Source organism: Leclercia sp. G3L, assembly GCF_021117075.1.
Taxonomy (GTDB): Bacteria; Pseudomonadota; Gammaproteobacteria; order Enterobacterales; family Enterobacteriaceae; genus Enterobacter; species Enterobacter adecarboxylatus_C.
Genome location: NZ_CP088265.1, coordinates 1,347,071 through 1,363,075, shown reverse-complemented (window position 1 = coordinate 1,363,075; position 16,005 = coordinate 1,347,071). Strand labels below are relative to the sequence as shown.

Here is a 16,005-nt window from a genome sequence, read left to right as displayed (position 1 = left end):
CAAATGACCTTCGAGTGGTGGTTCGCCTACCTGCTGACATCCATCATCCTCAGCCTTTCACCGGGTTCCGGGGCCATCAATACCATGACCACCGCCATGAACCATGGCTATCGCGGGGCGGCGGCGTCGATTGCCGGATTGCAGACCGGGCTGGGGATTCACATCGTGCTGGTCGGCATAGGGCTCGGCACTCTGTTCTCCCGCTCGGTACTGGCCTTCGAAGTGCTGAAGTGGGCCGGTGCGGCCTACCTTATCTGGCTGGGGATCCAGCAGTGGCGCGCCGCGGGTGCCCTGGATCTGAATACGCTCGCCCAGACCCAGAGCCGGGGCCGCCTGTTTAAACGCGCGGTGTTTGTGAACCTGACCAACCCGAAAAGCATCGTCTTTCTGGCCGCCCTGTTTCCGCAGTTTATCGTGCCGCATCAGCCCCAGATCATGCAGTACGTGGTGCTGGGCGTGACCACCATTGTGGTCGATATTATTGTGATGATTGGCTATGCGACGCTGGCAACGCGGATTGCGACATGGATTAAAGGGCCTCGTCAGATGAAGGCCCTGAATAAAGTGTTTGGTTCGCTGTTTATGCTGGTGGGCGCGCTGCTGGCGTCAGCAAGGCACGCTTAGCGCGACAGGATCAGATGAATGCCGAAGCCGGCGAATAACGCGCCGGCAACGCCGTCAATCCACTTCGCCAGGCGTTGATATCCGCGGCGCATCGAGGGCAAAGCAAACAGGCTCGCAACGATTGTGAACCAGGCGAAGGTCTCCAGCACGATCAGCAGGAAAATGCCCCAGCGCGCACCGGCCCCGACGTCTTCACCCACGAACAGTGAAAATACCGAGCCAAAATAGATGATTGCTTTTGGATTGGCGAGGTTGGTCAGCAGCCCTTTCACAAAGCTGCGCCCACTGGCCGCCAGCTCCATTTTTGGCTCCGGTGCCTCGCTGTCCTCTTTCTTAAACGCCCCACGCAGCATCTGATAGCCCATCCAGCACAAATACAGACCGCCGCCGACCATAATGATGTTGTGCAGCCACGCCATTTTTTCGAGGATCAGGTTCAGGCCCAGCAGCGCCACGGCAGCCCAGACCATGACGCCAAGGGTAATACCCAGCACGCCCATCATCGCCTCTTTGCGGGAGCGGCTAACCGCCGTCTGTGAGACGAAGAAAAAGTCAGGGCCAGGGCTCATCAGCGCCACAATATGCACCAGCGCCACGGTCAGAAACAGGGTTAACATAATTAACTCGCGGGGAAATAGTTCAGGGAGTCATCATCCTGGCACTTTTTTGCCGGACTGACTACTCCTCATCATCGCCATCCGTATGGGAACGAATCAGCGCCATAAACTCTTTACCAAAACGTTCCAGCTTACGCGTGCCGACGCCGTTGACGCTGAGCATTTCGCTGGCGCTGAGCGGCATCTGTTCGGCCATCTCAATCAGCGTCGCGTCGTTAAACACCACGTACGGCGGGATATTCTCTTCATCCGCGATGGCTTTGCGCAGCTTACGCAGCTTGGCGAACAGCTTGCGATCGTAGTTACCGCCGTAAGATTTCTGCATCACCCGCGGTTTCAGCGCCACCACGCGCGGCACGGCCAGCTGCAGCTCCACGACGCCACGCAGCACCGGGCGGGCAGCTTCGGTGAGCTGCAGCGCGGAGTGCTGGGCAATGTTCTGGGTCGCAAAACCGAGGTGGATCAGCTGACGGATGACGCTCACCCAGTGCTCATGGCTCTGATCGCGACCAATACCGTAGACCGGCAGCTTGTCATGACCCATCTCGCGGATACGCTGGTTGTTGGCACCGCGCAGCACCTCCACCACGTAGCCCATACCGAAGCGTTGATTGACGCGGCCAATGGTGGAGAGCGCCTTACGCGCGTCCATCAGGCCATCGTACTGCTTCGGCGGATCGAGGCAGATATCACAGTTCCCGCACGACTCCTGGCGCCCCTCGCCAAAATAGTTCAGCAGCACCAGGCGGCGGCAGGTTTGCGCTTCGGCAAAGGCCCCCATCGCGTTGAGCTTGTGGCGCTCGATATCCTGCAACGGCCCCTGCGGTTTCTCTTCCAGGCAGCGGCGCAGCCAGGCCATATCGGCCGGATCGTAGAACAGCATCGCTTCCGCAGGCAGGCCGTCACGCCCGGCGCGGCCCGTCTCCTGATAGTAGGATTCGATATTGCGCGGAATGTCGAAATGCACCACAAAGCGCACGTTCGGCTTGTTGATGCCCATCCCAAAGGCGACGGTTGCCACCACGATTTGCAGGTCGTCGCGCTGGAACTTCTCCTGCACCTCGGCGCGAATGTGGTTTTCCAGCCCGGCATGATAGGCGGCGGCGCTGAAGCCCCGGCTTTGCAGTCGCGCGGCGGTGTCTTCCACCTTCGCCCGGCTGTTGCAGTAGATGATGCCCGACTTGCCGCGCTGCTCCTGGACATAGCGCAACAGCTGATCCAGCGGCTTGAATTTTTCCATCAGCATGTAGCGGATATTTGGGCGGTCGAAGCTGCTGACTTGGATTAGCGGATCGTTAAGGCCCAGCAGACGAACAATATCCTGGCGGGTGGTGTCGTCGGCGGTGGCGGTGAGCGCCATAAACGGCAGCTCGGGGAAACGCTGGCGCAGATGACCGAGGGCCGCGTACTCCGGACGGAAATCATGACCCCACTGGGAAATACAGTGCGCTTCGTCCACCGCCAGCAGCACCGGATTCCAGTGCGCCAGATGCTCAAGGAAGTTATCCAGCATCAGGCGTTCCGGGGCGATATACAGCAGACGCACCTGCCCGGTGCGGCACCCGGCCATGACTTCCTGCTGCTGCTCGCGGGTTTGGGTGGAGTTGATACAGGCCGCCGCAACGCCGTTCGCCAGCAGCTGGTCGACCTGATCTTTCATCAGCGAGATCAGCGGTGATACCACCACCGTCAGGCCGTTCATCACCAGGGCGGGAACCTGATAACACAGGGATTTCCCGCCGCCGGTCGGCATCACCACCAGACAGTCACGGCCCCCAAGGGCAGTATTAATGATGGTTTCCTGGCCCGGGCGGAACTGCTGGTAGCCAAAGGTTTCGTGCAAAACCTGTTTAGCCAGCAACTCCTGATTTACGACTTCCGCCTGCACCACATCAACCCCATTTGCCTGAAATAAAAACAGGCGCTATTTTCAGCGCCTGCGAGAGAAACTTCAACGTTTAAGACAAAAACATTCGAGGAGGCTAGAAAAGATCGTTCAGCATCACGCCCACGCCGACGCGGGTCTGGTTGAAGTTGTAGTCGATCAGCGATTCGCCGTAACCGCTGTAGACCTGGGTATAGAAACGAACATGTTTGGTCAACGGGTAGCTGACGCCCATCTCCGCGCCGCCGTAGCCGGTATTCCAGTTGTACTGACCCTTCACGCTCAGCACCGCTTCGCCCAGCTGATAGCCCACCCGCAGCTGGTAGTAGCCCATGTATTTGGTGATATCCGGGTTATCGTCGGTGTTGCCCACCACGTACCAGGGCTTCACCTCCACCAGCCAGTTGCCGTTCTGCGCCATCAGGCGGGTATAGAGGCGGTTCCAGCTGCGCGACGTTGGGTCGGAGCGGCCATTAGACATGTGGTTGTAGCCAAACTCAACGTCCCGCAGGGTCCAGCCCGCCAGCGAGTAATCGGTGGCAAAGCCAAGGAAAAGCTGCGGCTCATAGTTGGTCTCACGAAACGGCGAAGATTCATCGCTGTTCGACAGCTGCCACCAGGATTTTTGCGTGTAGGAGCCACCGAGAATCGAATTCGGCCCCAAAATGCCGCGCCATAGCGGGAAGGCAAGGCTCAGCTGAAACTTCACCTCATCTTTTTGCGAATCGTCGGCCCAGTCATAGGTGCGGATCGCCTCTTTATTGAGGTCGCTGGTGGCGGTATAGATGAGGTAGTTGCTGTCATAGGGATAGAGCGTAAAAGGATTATCGTGCTCTTCCAAAAGGTTAGCGATGATGCTGCCCCGTACAGCAGGCACCTCCTGAGTTACCGCTTCCTGCGCGAATGCCACAGAGGGCAGCGTAACCGCCGCCAGGAACCCGGCCTGATATATCCGCATCGGTGATGCTCTCCTGCGAAATTGTTTTAATGAATAGTTATGGTTTATTCATTTTACAGAATTAATGATTAACTGCTTATATCCGGGGTCTGAAAGTAGAAATTCACACTAATGAGGCATAAAATCAACAGCCTTTTAACAATAAGGATGTGACGCGCTATGTCTGCCACGCTAACTGCCGACCAGGCCCTGAAGCTTGTCGGGGAGATCTTCGTCTACCATATGCCGTTCAACCGTGCGCTGGGGCTCGAGCTGGAGCGTTACGAAAAAGATTTTGCCCAACTGAGCTTTAACAACCAGCCGATGATGGTCGGTAACTGGGCGCAAAGCATTCTCCATGGCGGGGTGATCGCCTCTGCCCTTGATGTTGCCGCTGGTCTGGTCTGCGTCGGCAGCACCCTGACCCGCCACGACACCATCAACGAAGACGAGCTGCGCCAGCGCCTGTCGCGGATGGGCACCATCGACCTGCGCGTCGATTATCTGCGCCCTGGCCGCGGGAATCGCTTTACTGCCAGCAGCAGCCTGCTGCGGGCGGGCAATAAAGTCGCGGTCGCGCGCGTCGAGCTACACAACGAAGATCAGGTTTATATCGCCAGCGCAACCGCCACTTATATGGTGGGTTGAGAAGGTAAAATCGGGTAAAATTGCGTTACTTTTTTGTAACGGATTTTCCTGATGGATGCTAAACAGACGCGGCAGGGCGTTTTGCTCGCCCTTGCCGCTTATTTTATCTGGGGTATCGCGCCCGCCTACTTCAAGCTGATTCACTACGTCCCCGCTGACGAAATTCTTACCCACCGCGTGATCTGGTCGTTTTTCTTTATGGTGGCGCTGATGAGCGTAAGACGTCAGTGGTCGGGGGTGAAAACGCTCCTGCAAACGCCAAAGAAAATTTTCCTGCTGGCCCTCTCTGCCGTATTGATTGGCGGCAACTGGCTCCTGTTTATCTGGTCAGTCAATAACCATCATATGCTGGAAGCGAGCCTCGGCTACTTCATTAACCCGCTGGTGAATATCGTGCTGGGGATGCTGTTCCTTGGCGAGCGCTTCCGCCGGATGCAGTGGCTGGCGGTGATGCTCGCCCTCTGCGGCGTTCTGGTTCAGCTCTGGACCTTCGGCTCGCTGCCGGTCATTGCCCTGGGGCTGGCGTTCAGCTTTGCCTTCTATGGCCTGGTGCGCAAGAAAATTGCAGTTGAAGCGCAAACCGGGATGCTGTTTGAAACCCTGTGGCTGCTGCCAGTGGCCGCGATTTACCTGTTCGGCATTGCCGACAGCAGCACCAGCCATATGGGCAGTAACCCGTGGACGCTGAACGTGATGCTGATGGCGGCCGGTGTGGTCACCACCATCCCGCTGCTGTGCTTTACCGGTGCGGCAACGCGTCTGCGCCTGTCGACGCTGGGTTTCTTCCAGTACATCGGCCCGACGCTGATGTTCCTGCTGGCGGTGCTGTTCTACGGCGAAGTGCCGGGCGCGGATAAGATGGTGACCTTTGCCTTTATCTGGGTGGCGCTGGCGGTGTTTGTGGCGGATGCGATTTATACCCAGCGCAGGACGCGCAAAGGATTGTAGTGCTTTTTGCCGGATGGCGGCTGCGCCTTATCCGGCCTACGGGATCTGTAGGCCCGGTAAGCGTAGCGCCACCGGGCGCAACCATCACAGCCAGTTACGACGCTTAAAGTAGAGATACGGCGCGAGACCGGCGAGCACCATAAAGACAATCGCTCCCGGATAACCAAAGCTCCATTTCAGCTCCGGCATAAACTCAAAGTTCATCCCGTAGCTGGAGGCCACCAGCGTAGGCGGCAGGAACACTACCGAGACCACCGAGAAGATCTTGATGATGCGGTTCTGCTCGATGTTGATAAAGCCCATCGCCGCCTGCATCAGGAAGTTCACCTTCTGGAACAGGGATTCGTTGTGCGGCAGCAGGGATTCGATATCGCGCAGGATCTCACGCGCCTGCTCCAGCTGACCGCCCGGCAGACGCGCCTTGCGCACCAGGAAGTTCAGCGCGCGCTGGGTATCCATCAGACACAAACGCACCTTCCAGCCGATATCTTCCAGCTCTGCCAGGGTTGAGAGCGCTTCGTCGTACTCATCGCCCTGATGGCCTTCCATGATCACCCGGCTCAGCGCTTCCAGATCGCTGTAGATGTTTTCGATTTCATCCGCCAGCTGTTCGATTTTAGTTTCAAACAGGTCGAGCAGCAGCTCATAGGCATTGCCGTCCACCATCGCCTGGCTACGGGCGCGCATGCGGTAGAGACGGAACGCGGGCAGTTCACGCTCACGCAGGGTAAACAGGCGGCCATCGCGGATGGTGAATGCGACGGTAGAGTTACCGGCGTGATCTTCCGCATCTTCGAAGAAGAAAAAGGAGTGGATGTGCAGACCGTCTTCGTCTTCGAAGAAACGGGCCGACGCCTCGATGTCTTCCAGTTCCGGGCGGGTGGCCAGGCTTTGCCCAAGTTCAGATTGTACGCGTAGGCGTTCGTCGTCATCCGGCTCGACCAGATCCACCCAAACGGCATCAATGAGGGGTTGTGACTCTTCAGCTTCAAGCCGAATCAGTCGGTTCTTTTCCAGTTGAAATGCGCTCAGCATGACCGGGACTCCCAATGCAAAAAATATCGGACAGTTCGGTGGGCACACAGAAACACATTGGGTTTCAGACCATTAAACAGCCTGACTCAGCGCGACGGGAATAACTGTCGCTGACAACCACTAAGGGCATCAGCGTGAGGAGATAGCCTTAGGAGTTGTTCCTGGATGACAGGGAATTGAGCCAGCATCTACTGGGTGTGTCCAAGGCGAATGTCCTCTTAGCGTAATCGTGCGCGCATGTTACGCCAGCAGTCACAGCGGCGTCAACACGCAACGAAACGCTGAAGAACTTTAAATGCCCTTCAGCGTTTAAGCCTGGCAGCTTATTAAAAAATAGTGATATTTTTCGGAAAGTTACACTGCTTCCAGTCGGGCGTAAGCGGCCACCAGCCATTTGATACCCTGCCCCTGGAATGCCACCTGCAGGCGGCTGTGTTCCCCGCTGCCCTCCAGGTTCACAATGGTGCCTTCACCGAATTTGGCGTGGCGCACGCGCTGGCCGAGTTTGAATCCGCTGTCGTTTTCCGAGACTGGCGCACCCAGACGCTGATGGCTGACCGGGCGGCTGATGCTGGCCCGCAGACGAACCTCTTCCACGCACTCTTCCGGCAGTTCGCCAACAAAACGCGACGGCCGGTGGTAAACCTCTTTGCCGTACAGACGGCGGGTTTCCGCATAGGTCAGGGTCAGCTTTTGCATCGCGCGGGTCACGCCGACGTAGGCCAGGCGACGCTCCTCTTCCAGACGACCGCCCTCATCCAGCGACATCTGGCTCGGGAACATCCCCTCCTCCATGCCGACGATAAACACCTGCGGGAACTCCAGCCCTTTGGCCGAGTGGAGGGTCATCAGCTGGACCGCATCCTGCCAGGTGTCGGCCTGCCCTTCGCCCGCTTCCAGCGCAGCATGGGACAGGAACGCCTGCAGCGGCATCAGGTCTTCATCTTCTTCGTTGTAGCTGAACTGGCGCGTGGCCGTCACCAGCTCCTCTAAGTTCTCGATACGGGTCTGGCCCTTCTCGCCCTTCTCCTGCTCGTACATCATGCGCAGGCCGGAGTCTTTAATCACCCGGTCGGTCTGAACGTGCAGCGGCATGTCGGCGGTTTCCTGAGCCAGGGCTTCGATCAGCTCCAGGAAGCGCTGCAGCGCGCTGGCCGCACGTCCGGCGAGGGCCTTCTCCTGCAGCAGCTCGCGACACGCCTGCCACAGGGTCAGCTGGCGATCGCGGGAGGTCTGACGCACCACGTCAAGGGTGCGATCGCCGATGCCGCGCGTGGGGGTGTTGACCACGCGCTCAAAGGCCGCGTCGTCGTTACGGTTGGCAATCAGGCGCAGATAGGAGAGCGCGTCTTTAATTTCCTGGCGTTCGAAGAAGCGCATCCCGCCATAGATGCGGTACGGCATGCTGGCCTGCAGCAGCGCCTCTTCCAGCACGCGCGACTGGGCGTTGCTGCGGTAGAGAATGGCGCACTTCTCCAGCGCGCCGCCGTTGTCCTGCCAGGTTTTGATCCGGTTGACCACGAAGCGGGCTTCGTCCAGCTCGTTGAAGGCGCAGTAAAGCGAGATCGGCTCGCCGTCGATGCCCTCGGTCCACAGCTTTTTACCCAGACGCCCGTTGTTGTTCTCAATCAGGGCGTTGGCCGCGCTCAGAATGTTGTTGGTGGAGCGGTAGTTCTGCTCCAGGCGGATGGTCTCCGCGCCCGGGAAGTCCTTGAGGAAGCGCTGGATGTTCTCCACCTGGGCGCCGCGCCAGCCGTAGATCGACTGATCGTCATCGCCGACAATCATCACCTTGCTGGAATCGCCCGCCAGCAGGCGGATCCATGCGTACTGAATGTTGTTGGTATCCTGGAATTCGTCCACCAGGATGTTGGTGAAGCGTTCGCGGTAGTGCTGCAGGATATGCGGCTTGTTGAGCCACAGCTCATGGGCGCGCAGCAGCAGCTCGGCAAAATCCACCAGCCCGGCGCGATCGCAGGCCTCCTGGTAGGCCTGATAGACCTTCTGCCAGGTCTGCTCAATCGGGTTGCCAAAGCTCTGGATGTGGTGCGGGCGCAGCCCTTCGTCTTTCTGGCTGTTGATGTACCACATCGCCTGACGCGGCGGCCACTGCTTCTCGTCGAGGTTCATGGCCTTGATCAGGCGCTTCAGCAGGCGCAGCTGATCTTCGCTGTCGAGGATCTGAAAGTCCTGCGGCAGGTTGGCATCCAGATGGTGTGCACGCAGCAGGCGGTGCGCCAGCCCGTGGAAAGTGCCAACCCACATGCCGCCCTGGCTGGTGCCCATCAGCTGGGCAATACGGTGGCGCATCTCCGCCGCCGCTTTGTTGGTGAAGGTTACCGCCATAATCGAGTACGGCGAGCAGTTCTCCACGCTCTGCAGCCAGGCAATGCGGTGTACCAGCACGCGTGTCTTACCACTGCCCGCCCCTGCCAGCACCAGCATATTGGTGCGCGTCGCGGCAACCGCGTCACGCTGTTTGTCATTAAGGCTGTCGAGCAGGTAAGAAACGTCCATTGGCACCGTCACGTAGTAATCAGGAACACGGCAAAACGCCCGGTGGCGCTTCGCTTACCGGGCCTACAACTGCAAAACCCTGGTAATTTATACAATACTACTGGTGATTATATCAGCGTGGTGAGGGATGCCAACCGTGAAATTTCGATATGCGGCAGCAGGCGGCTGTCGGCGGTCTGCATCAGATCGGCATTTTCTGGCTTGATCCAGCAGGCCTGCATCCCGCAGCGGATCGCGCCAGCAACGTCGGTAGTCAGGTCATCGCCCACGTGCAGGATCTCCCCCAGCGGCAGGTCGAGCTTCTCTGCCGCCAGATGGTACATATCGTTGAACGGCTTGGAGCGCCCGTGCGGGCCCGCGCGCAGTACAAACTCGAAGTAGTCGCCCAGGCCGAACAGCTCCGGCTGCGCATTGCCGTTGGTGATGGCCACCAGCGGCCACTTCTCGCCCAGTTTCGCCAGGGTGTCGTGGGTCTCCTGCGGCACGTCGATACGGCTGCGCCATTGGGCGAAGTGCGCCATCGAGGCTTCTGCGCCAAGCGCGGCTTCGGCGGCGGTCAGACCAGCATTCAGCATCGCCTGCTCAACGGCGCGGCGACGCCACTCGGTGACGTCGTGGTAAATTTCCGGCTCGGTTTGCCGTAATGCCTGGCGCAGGCGGTGAAACTCTTTGTTTTCCAGCGTTTTTAACGCGGGATGGTAGTTTTGCACAAACGCCAGCGCTTCCTGCTCGGTACGCAGGATCACCTCGCGGTTGTCATAAAGGGTGTCATCAAGGTCGAACGTCAGTGCTGAAATATGGCCTAATGGACGATAAAAACGCATTATTTCCCCCGTTTGGCGCGTGGATGCGCCGCGTCGTACACCGAGGCAAGGTGTTGAAAATCAAGATGGGTATAAATCTGGGTGGTGGACAAATTGGCGTGGCCCAGCAGCTCCTGCACCCCACGCAGATCGCCGCTGGACTCGAGCATGTGCGTGGCGAATGAGTGGCGCAGTTTATGCGGATGCACATGGCTGTTCAGCCCCTGCTTGATCCCCCACTCGGCAAAACGTTTCTGCACGTTACGCGCCGAGATGCGCTTCCCGAGCTTCGAGAGGAACAGCGCATCCTCTTCGGTGCCAAACAGGCCGCGCAGATCGAGCCAGTGCTCAATCCACGCCACGGCGTTACGGCCAATGGGCAGGCGGCGCTCTTTGCTGCCTTTGCCCATCACCCACACTTCTCCGGTGTCCAGATCGAGGTGTTTGATATCGAGGTTCACCAGCTCGGAAAGACGTAACCCCGCGCCGTACATCACCTCCAGCATCGCCCGATCCCGTACCGCCAGCGGATCGTTGAGATCGATATCCAGCAGGCGGTTAACATCATCGACATCGATATTTTTGGGCAGGTGGCGCGGCGCTTTTGGCGCGGCGATCCCTTTGGCCGGGTTGGCGTTGAGCTCGCCCTGGCTTACCTGCCAGTCGAAGAAGCTGCGCAGGGCTGACAGACGCAGCGCGAGGCTGGCAGGGCCAAGTCCTTTCCGGCGGCTGCGCACGGCAAAGGTCCGCACCGTGGCGGCATCACATTGCTGCCAGCTCTTCAGGCCGATCTCGTCGGCCAGCTGCATGATGGCATCAAGCTGACGCTGGTAGTTTACCAGGGTGATTGGGCTGAGCTGGCGCTCAACGCCCAGATAGCGCAGAAAACGCGTGACGGCAGGCGCCAGCAGAGCATCCGTCATACGCGTTCAATCCAGCGCTCCAGCAGCTCGGGCAGCATCTGCGCGATCTCCTGGAGCAGCTGCGTCCCTTGTCCCTGCTGATAGTGCTGCGGATCGCGGCTGGTAAACAGCATCACCCCGAGATCGCCATCGCGTCCCATCAGCGACATCGCCACCGAACCGATGGCCTTGGCCTCCGGCAGAACGATCAGCAGTTCCGGGCCATGCAGCGGCCCGAGGTAGTGGTTCTCATGCCCCATGCGCTGAATGCGCAGCGGCTCAAACGCCTGCCGCGATAGCGCCAGATGGGTAAAGCTGGAGGGGGCGCCAATGCGCCAGCGATCCGGGAACAGGCGCAGGGTCGCCCCGGCCAGCCCCAGCTCGCGCGCCCAGCGATGCAGGCGAAGCAGAAATTCGTCCAGGCTGCTGGCGGAGGCCAGTCGCGACTGCAGGTGCAGCAGACGATAGAACAGGCTCTCATTACTGGTGGCCTGCTCCATCAGCAGCGAGATATTCTCTTCCAGATGGTTGATATGATTGCGTGCGCGCGCCATATGCCATTCGACCAGCGAGACCGTCCCGCGGATCGGATGTGGCACGCGCATCTCTTCAACCACACGGGCATTGCGAATGAAAAACTCAGGATGGCGCAGCAGATAATCAACAACCGCCCGGTCGTCCATCTCCGTCAGCGTTTCCTGCAGTTCTTCTCCTGGTTGTTTCATAGATGGATAAACCCGTCGTAGACTTGTGTCGCCGGGCCGGTCATATACAGCGGCTGGCCCGGGCCTTTCCAGGCGATATCAAGACGGCCGCCTGGTAAATCCACGCGAACCTCTTCCGCCAGTAAACCCTGCGCAATCCCCACCGCGACGGCCGCACAGGCACCGCTTCCGCACGCCTGTGTTTCACCAGCTCCGCGTTCAAAGACGCGCAGACGGATGTGATCGCGAGTGATGACCTGCATAAATCCAATATTGGCGCGCTCAGGAAAACGTTCATGGCTTTCCAGCACCGGACCAAGCGTCTCAACGGGCGCGGTCGCGACATCATCAACCTGAATCACGCAGTGCGGGTTCCCCATGGAGACCACGCCGCACAAGACTGTCTGTTCCGCGGCGCGCATGATATAGGTCTTTTCCGCTTTGTTGGCGCGGAACGGCACCTGCGATGGCTCGAAGTTCGGCTCGCCCATGTTGACCCGCACCAGCTCATCGTCGGTGACGCTCAGCACCATTCGCCCATTAGCAGTGCTGACGCGGATATCACGCTTGTTGGTCAGCCCTTTCAGCCGGACAAAGCGGGCAAAACAGCGCGCGCCGTTGCCACACTGGGAGACTTCGCTGCCGTCAGCATTAAAGATGCGGTAGTGAAAATCGAGATCGGGATCGTAAGGCGGCTCAACCACCAGCAGCTGATCAAACCCGACCCCGAGGTGCCGATCGGCCAGGCGGCGGATCAGCTCCGGAGAAAAGAAGACATTCTGCGTTACCGCGTCGACGACCATAAAATCATTGCCAAGGCCATGCATTTTAGAGAACTGCATTATTTACTCCATTGCGCGGTTCGCAACGCGCGTCAGTAATTCACCTGGCTTGGGCCGCCATTGTCGCCGCGATCGTTACGATCTGGCATGGTGGTTTGTACGGGGCTTTGCGCTTTTTTGGTCGGTGGTGGCGCGGTTTTATCTGCCGGTGGGAAATAGAGCGGCCCTTTCAGACCACAGCCACTCAGGCTAAACAGTGCGAGGAGAACGGCAAGCGTTCCAAAAACGTTTTTCATTATCAGGTTGCCTGTAAGTTCATGCTTTCTGTTTTCTATCATCGCAGGAGAAGGCACAAAAGCAAGAGTTTGCCGCTAACCTGCAACCGGAATTATTTAGCGTTATACTGCCGCCATCACGAAAAACAGGAACAGAACCATGAATGACAGTGAATTCCATCGCCTCGCCGATAACCTGTGGCAAACCATCGAAGAACGTCTTGACGACTGGGATGGCGACAGCGACATCGATTGTGAAATCAACGGCGGCGTGCTGACCATCAGCTTTGAAAACGGCAGCAAGATCATTATTAACCGTCAGGAACCGCTTCACCAGGTGTGGCTGGCCACCAAGCAGGGCGGCTACCATTTCGACCTCAAGGGCGACGAGTGGATTTGCGATCGCAGCGGTGAAGCGTTCTGGGATCTGCTTGAGCAGGCCGCGACCGCGCAGTCGGGCGAAGAGGTGAGCTTCCGCTAAGGTTTATTGCCCGGTGGCGCTGCGCTTACCGGGCCTACAACGGCTCGAACCGTAGGCCGGATAAGCAAAGCGCATCCGGCACAGCGGCTCAGGAGAAATACTGCTGCAACAGCGGGGTGTTGGCGTCCTGATTGGCCGGTGCGGCTGCAATCACCTGGGTACGGAACGGGATCACCTGCGCACGGCCATCGACCTTCACAATCTGGTAGAACTGCGGCAGGTTGAAGTTGATGAAGCTGGAACCGTAGGTAAAGCGATCGTGTGAGGACGAGTAGAAGCGGCTGACGTCGCGCACCAGCTCCTCTTTGCTGCCTTCACAGTGGTGATACACTTCGGCGCGGTTGGTTTCATCAAGGATATAGATATTGAAACCGGCATCGTCGCCCGACTCTTCAAAGAAGAACTGAATAATCCCTTCGCTGGCAAAACCATCCACCACCTGCGGCAGCTTGACGTGGTTAGTCTCAACCTGTACCGACAGACCATGCAGTTTATTGTGCGAAATGGCGCCATAGAACTCGATGGCATTTTCCAGCTTCTGCACCGAGACGTTCAGACGCTCAAAGAACAGGCCCCAGGTTTGCCCGGAGACGCGCAGCGCTTTGAAGCGGCCGGTTTCCTGACGGGTACTGGAGAGACGCAGGTCGATACACTCGGAGACCAGCTGCTGCACGCGGGTACGGATCAGGCCGCGCAGATGCTGGCTGTAGCAGAAGACCTCGACGCTGTCCGGTGGAGCAGCATCCTGGTGCATCTTGCCGAGAATGGTTTTCAGCGCTTCGATCATCGCCTGCTCGCCGTTGAAATGCAGAGTACGCACTTCGTTCCACGAGTTGCGGTACAGCAGGTCGACGCTGCCCACCAGGCAGTTTTGCTGCTCGCCAAAGCTGAACACGTCCAGCTTGCGGAAATCGAAATGCACCACCTGATTACGGAACGCCGCCGTCGGGTCGTATTCCAGGTTGACGATGATCGCCAGATGGCGAATTTCGCACGGGCTGTAGAGCGCTTTCGGCGTCGGCGCAGGCAGACGCAGCGGGAAGTGATGCGACACATCCGCCACCATCTCCTGCAGTTTGGCGAGATCGACGATCTCGTTACCCTTAATAAACAGGCGGGTACGCGACGTCAGCAGGCCGTTAAACCAGGCCCAGGCCACCAGCTTGTTCAGATAGCGGTTATATTCCAGCGGCTGATGGCTGATGATCGAGTCCATGCTCGGCGCACGGTTGTACAGATACCACCCGGTGCGGTTCGCGCGACCCGGCGGCACATAGATAAAGGTCAGGTTTGGTTCAGACAGGTCCGGCGAAATCTGCGGGTTCACCAGCGTCACTTTACCCGGCAGCGCTTCAAACGCGGCGTACAGCTTACGGGTCAGAACACCGATATCCTGCGGGCTGGCGGAAACGCTGAGGTTATTACGACGGGCAAAGCGGATCAGGTTACGGTAGCTCTGCATCATGGCATCGAGCAGCTCGTTGTGCGCTTCACGCACCTGATCGATCTTCCAGTTGGCGCGGTTATCGAGCATCGACAGACGCTCTTTGTCCCATCCCCACTCTTTGACTAACTGACTGACCACTTCACGACGCCAGCCGACGCATGCGCGTTCGCGGCTGAGCTTCTCACAGACTTTGAGATAGAAACATCGACGGACCAGGTCCAGACGGGTCGGATCGTCAATGGCTTTCAGGTATTCGGTGACGCGCTCGAGCATCATGCAGTATGCATCAAGACCGAAAGAGACGATCTCGCCATCATGCAGACGCTGTTTAATGTCTTTCGCCAGCAGGCGCGGCGTCGGGTATTCCCACGAGTAGGCTTCAAGCAGCAGGGTTTTCAGCACCGCTTTGTACGGGGAATCGATACTTTTATACAGCTGCCACAGGCTTGCACCGAAATACTCTTCGGCGGACAGGGAGCTTAAGCCGCCCAGATCCAGCCACTCGTTTGGCGTCAGGACCCCCTGGGCGTAGAGCTTCATGACGTAATCGTCGTAATGCTCTTCTTCGTCGCACGGCACCATACTCCAGAGAATACGCTTCCCGGCCAGGCGCACGGCGGTACGGTAAAACTCATCCAGCAATAAGATGTGCTGCGTCGAGCCGCAGTCTTCACCACCCAGACTGCCGCTTTCATTATGGCGGAAACGGTTTTCATCAATCAGGAAGAAGCTCACTTCCACGCCGAGCGAGGCCGCCCAGCTCTCCAGCAGGCTGCATTTACGCTGCAGCAGCTGACGCTCGTCGTTATCGAGCCAGGACTGATGGCAGACCCAGATATCCAGATCCGAAGAACAGCTTTGTCCTACCGAAGAGGTACTGCCCATAGTGTAGAGGCCGGTGATCGGCAGTTCACCTTTCGGGGACTCCTGCGGCGGCATGCCACGGTAGAGCTCCAGCTCTTTCAGGTAGTGTTCTTGGGTTTCATCAGGCGTGAAAAGGCAGATGCCCTTGGGAACGTTACCGTCGAGGTAACCCGGCATCAGTGGGTGGTGATAGTGCAACAATGTCGGCAGAAGACTGTAAACCTGCTGGAAAGCAGGGCCCATCGCAGCAAGCGCGCGATCGACACGCAGTTGGTTGATGGCATCCAGTCTCTGTTTCAGAGTCTCAATATAGAGGTACAAGACGTATCGCCTGATGTTCAGAAGGCACTAATCCTCACCAGGACCGAGGATTACGCGTTCACAGTATTTCGAAAGTAACCGTCGCCCTTTTTCGCCCTTATCTTTCTGGTCTCGGAGACGAAAAAATGGTCTAAAACGTGATCAATTTAACACCTTGCCGTTTGACCGTAAAGAAAGATGCGCTACATACAAGTGTAGCACCGTTCTGTACGTGT

At 58.2% G+C, this 16,005-nt stretch carries 16 protein-coding genes; 4 read left to right on the top strand and 12 right to left on the bottom strand.

Annotated elements, in window-relative coordinates; translation table 11 throughout:
- Positions 1-3 precede the first annotated feature (3 nt).
- Positions 4-624, top strand: coding sequence for a homoserine/homoserine lactone efflux protein (gene rhtB / locus LRS40_RS07845; protein WP_106995919.1), 621 nt, complete (start codon positions 4-6; stop codon positions 622-624).
- Here the strand turns inward: rhtB and rhtC are convergent.
- The 3 genes from rhtC to pldA all read right to left on the bottom strand — a co-directional run bounded on the left by rhtC (position 621) and on the right by pldA (position 4,084).
- A complete protein-coding gene (gene rhtC / locus LRS40_RS07840; RefSeq protein ID WP_156264851.1) occupies positions 621-1,241 on the bottom strand; it encodes a threonine export protein RhtC in 621 nt (206 codons plus the stop codon). The two genes, rhtB and rhtC, sit on opposite strands and share 4 nt — an antisense overlap.
- Positions 1,242-1,302: 61 nt before the next feature.
- Positions 1,303-3,132, bottom strand: coding sequence for an ATP-dependent DNA helicase RecQ (gene recQ, locus LRS40_RS07835; protein ID WP_231313450.1), 1,830 nt, complete (start codon positions 3,130-3,132; stop codon positions 1,303-1,305).
- A 91-nt stretch (positions 3,133-3,223) separates the two neighbouring features.
- On the bottom strand, positions 3,224-4,084 hold the full coding sequence (gene pldA, locus LRS40_RS07830; RefSeq protein ID WP_142487507.1) for a phospholipase A: 861 nt from the start codon (positions 4,082-4,084) through the stop codon (positions 3,224-3,226).
- Between the two features lie 159 nt (positions 4,085-4,243).
- Between pldA and yigI the strand changes: the two genes are divergently transcribed.
- The gene (gene yigI / locus LRS40_RS07825; protein ID WP_142487508.1) at positions 4,244-4,711 is read left to right on the top strand and encodes an acyl-CoA thioesterase YigI; all 468 of its coding nucleotides are present in this window, start codon (positions 4,244-4,246) and stop codon (positions 4,709-4,711) included.
- A gap of 51 nt (positions 4,712-4,762) precedes the next feature.
- Positions 4,763-5,659: an EamA family transporter RarD gene (rarD, locus tag LRS40_RS07820; RefSeq protein ID WP_231313449.1), complete on the top strand. Its 897-nt coding sequence runs from the start codon at positions 4,763-4,765 to the stop codon at positions 5,657-5,659.
- Positions 5,660-5,743: 84 nt separating this feature from the next.
- Here rarD and corA read toward each other — a convergent pair whose 3' ends face one another.
- The 8 genes from corA to LRS40_RS07785 form a co-directional block, all read right to left on the bottom strand.
- Positions 5,744-6,694, bottom strand: coding sequence for a magnesium/cobalt transporter CorA (gene corA / locus LRS40_RS07815; protein WP_142487510.1), 951 nt, complete (start codon positions 6,692-6,694; stop codon positions 5,744-5,746).
- 148 nt (positions 6,695-6,842) lie between these two features.
- Positions 6,843-7,088, bottom strand: a complete 246-nt coding sequence (gene ysgD, locus LRS40_RS24765) for a YsgD/CorL family protein (protein ID WP_350223562.1) — start codon at positions 7,086-7,088, stop codon at positions 6,843-6,845.
- Positions 7,049-9,211: a DNA helicase II gene (gene uvrD, locus LRS40_RS07810; protein WP_142487511.1), complete on the bottom strand. Its 2,163-nt coding sequence runs from the start codon at positions 9,209-9,211 to the stop codon at positions 7,049-7,051. Before uvrD ends, ysgD begins: the two co-directional genes overlap by 40 nt.
- 107 nt (positions 9,212-9,318) lie before the next feature.
- Entirely contained in the window at positions 9,319-10,035 is a 717-nt protein-coding gene (gene yigB / locus LRS40_RS07805; RefSeq protein WP_156264854.1) for a 5-amino-6-(5-phospho-D-ribitylamino)uracil phosphatase YigB, read from the bottom strand.
- Positions 10,035-10,937 carry a tyrosine recombinase XerC gene (xerC, locus tag LRS40_RS07800; protein ID WP_156264855.1) on the bottom strand — a complete coding sequence of 301 codons (903 nt, stop codon included), beginning with the start codon at positions 10,935-10,937 and terminating at the stop codon, positions 10,035-10,037. The genes yigB and xerC overlap by 1 nt, the downstream gene beginning before the upstream one ends.
- The gene (locus tag LRS40_RS07795) at positions 10,934-11,641 is read right to left on the bottom strand and encodes a DUF484 domain-containing protein (protein WP_142487514.1); all 708 of its coding nucleotides are present in this window, start codon (positions 11,639-11,641) and stop codon (positions 10,934-10,936) included. Before LRS40_RS07795 ends, xerC begins: the two co-directional genes overlap by 4 nt.
- The gene (gene dapF / locus LRS40_RS07790) at positions 11,638-12,462 is read right to left on the bottom strand and encodes a diaminopimelate epimerase (RefSeq protein WP_156264856.1); all 825 of its coding nucleotides are present in this window, start codon (positions 12,460-12,462) and stop codon (positions 11,638-11,640) included. Before dapF ends, LRS40_RS07795 begins: the two co-directional genes overlap by 4 nt.
- A gap of 32 nt (positions 12,463-12,494) precedes the next feature.
- Positions 12,495-12,698, bottom strand: coding sequence for a lipoprotein (locus LRS40_RS07785; RefSeq protein WP_106995931.1), 204 nt, complete (start codon positions 12,696-12,698; stop codon positions 12,495-12,497).
- A 139-nt stretch (positions 12,699-12,837) separates the two neighbouring features.
- On the opposite strand from LRS40_RS07785, the gene cyaY reads away from it, so the two are divergent.
- Positions 12,838-13,158, top strand: a complete 321-nt coding sequence (cyaY, locus tag LRS40_RS07780) for an iron donor protein CyaY (RefSeq protein ID WP_156264857.1) — start codon at positions 12,838-12,840, stop codon at positions 13,156-13,158.
- Between the two features lie 88 nt (positions 13,159-13,246).
- Here cyaY and cyaA read toward each other — a convergent pair whose 3' ends face one another.
- Positions 13,247-15,790 (bottom strand): class I adenylate cyclase, encoded by a 2,544-nt coding sequence (gene cyaA, locus LRS40_RS07775; RefSeq protein ID WP_231313448.1) that lies wholly within the window; start codon positions 15,788-15,790, stop codon positions 13,247-13,249.
- Between the last annotated feature and the right edge of the window lie 215 nt (positions 15,791-16,005).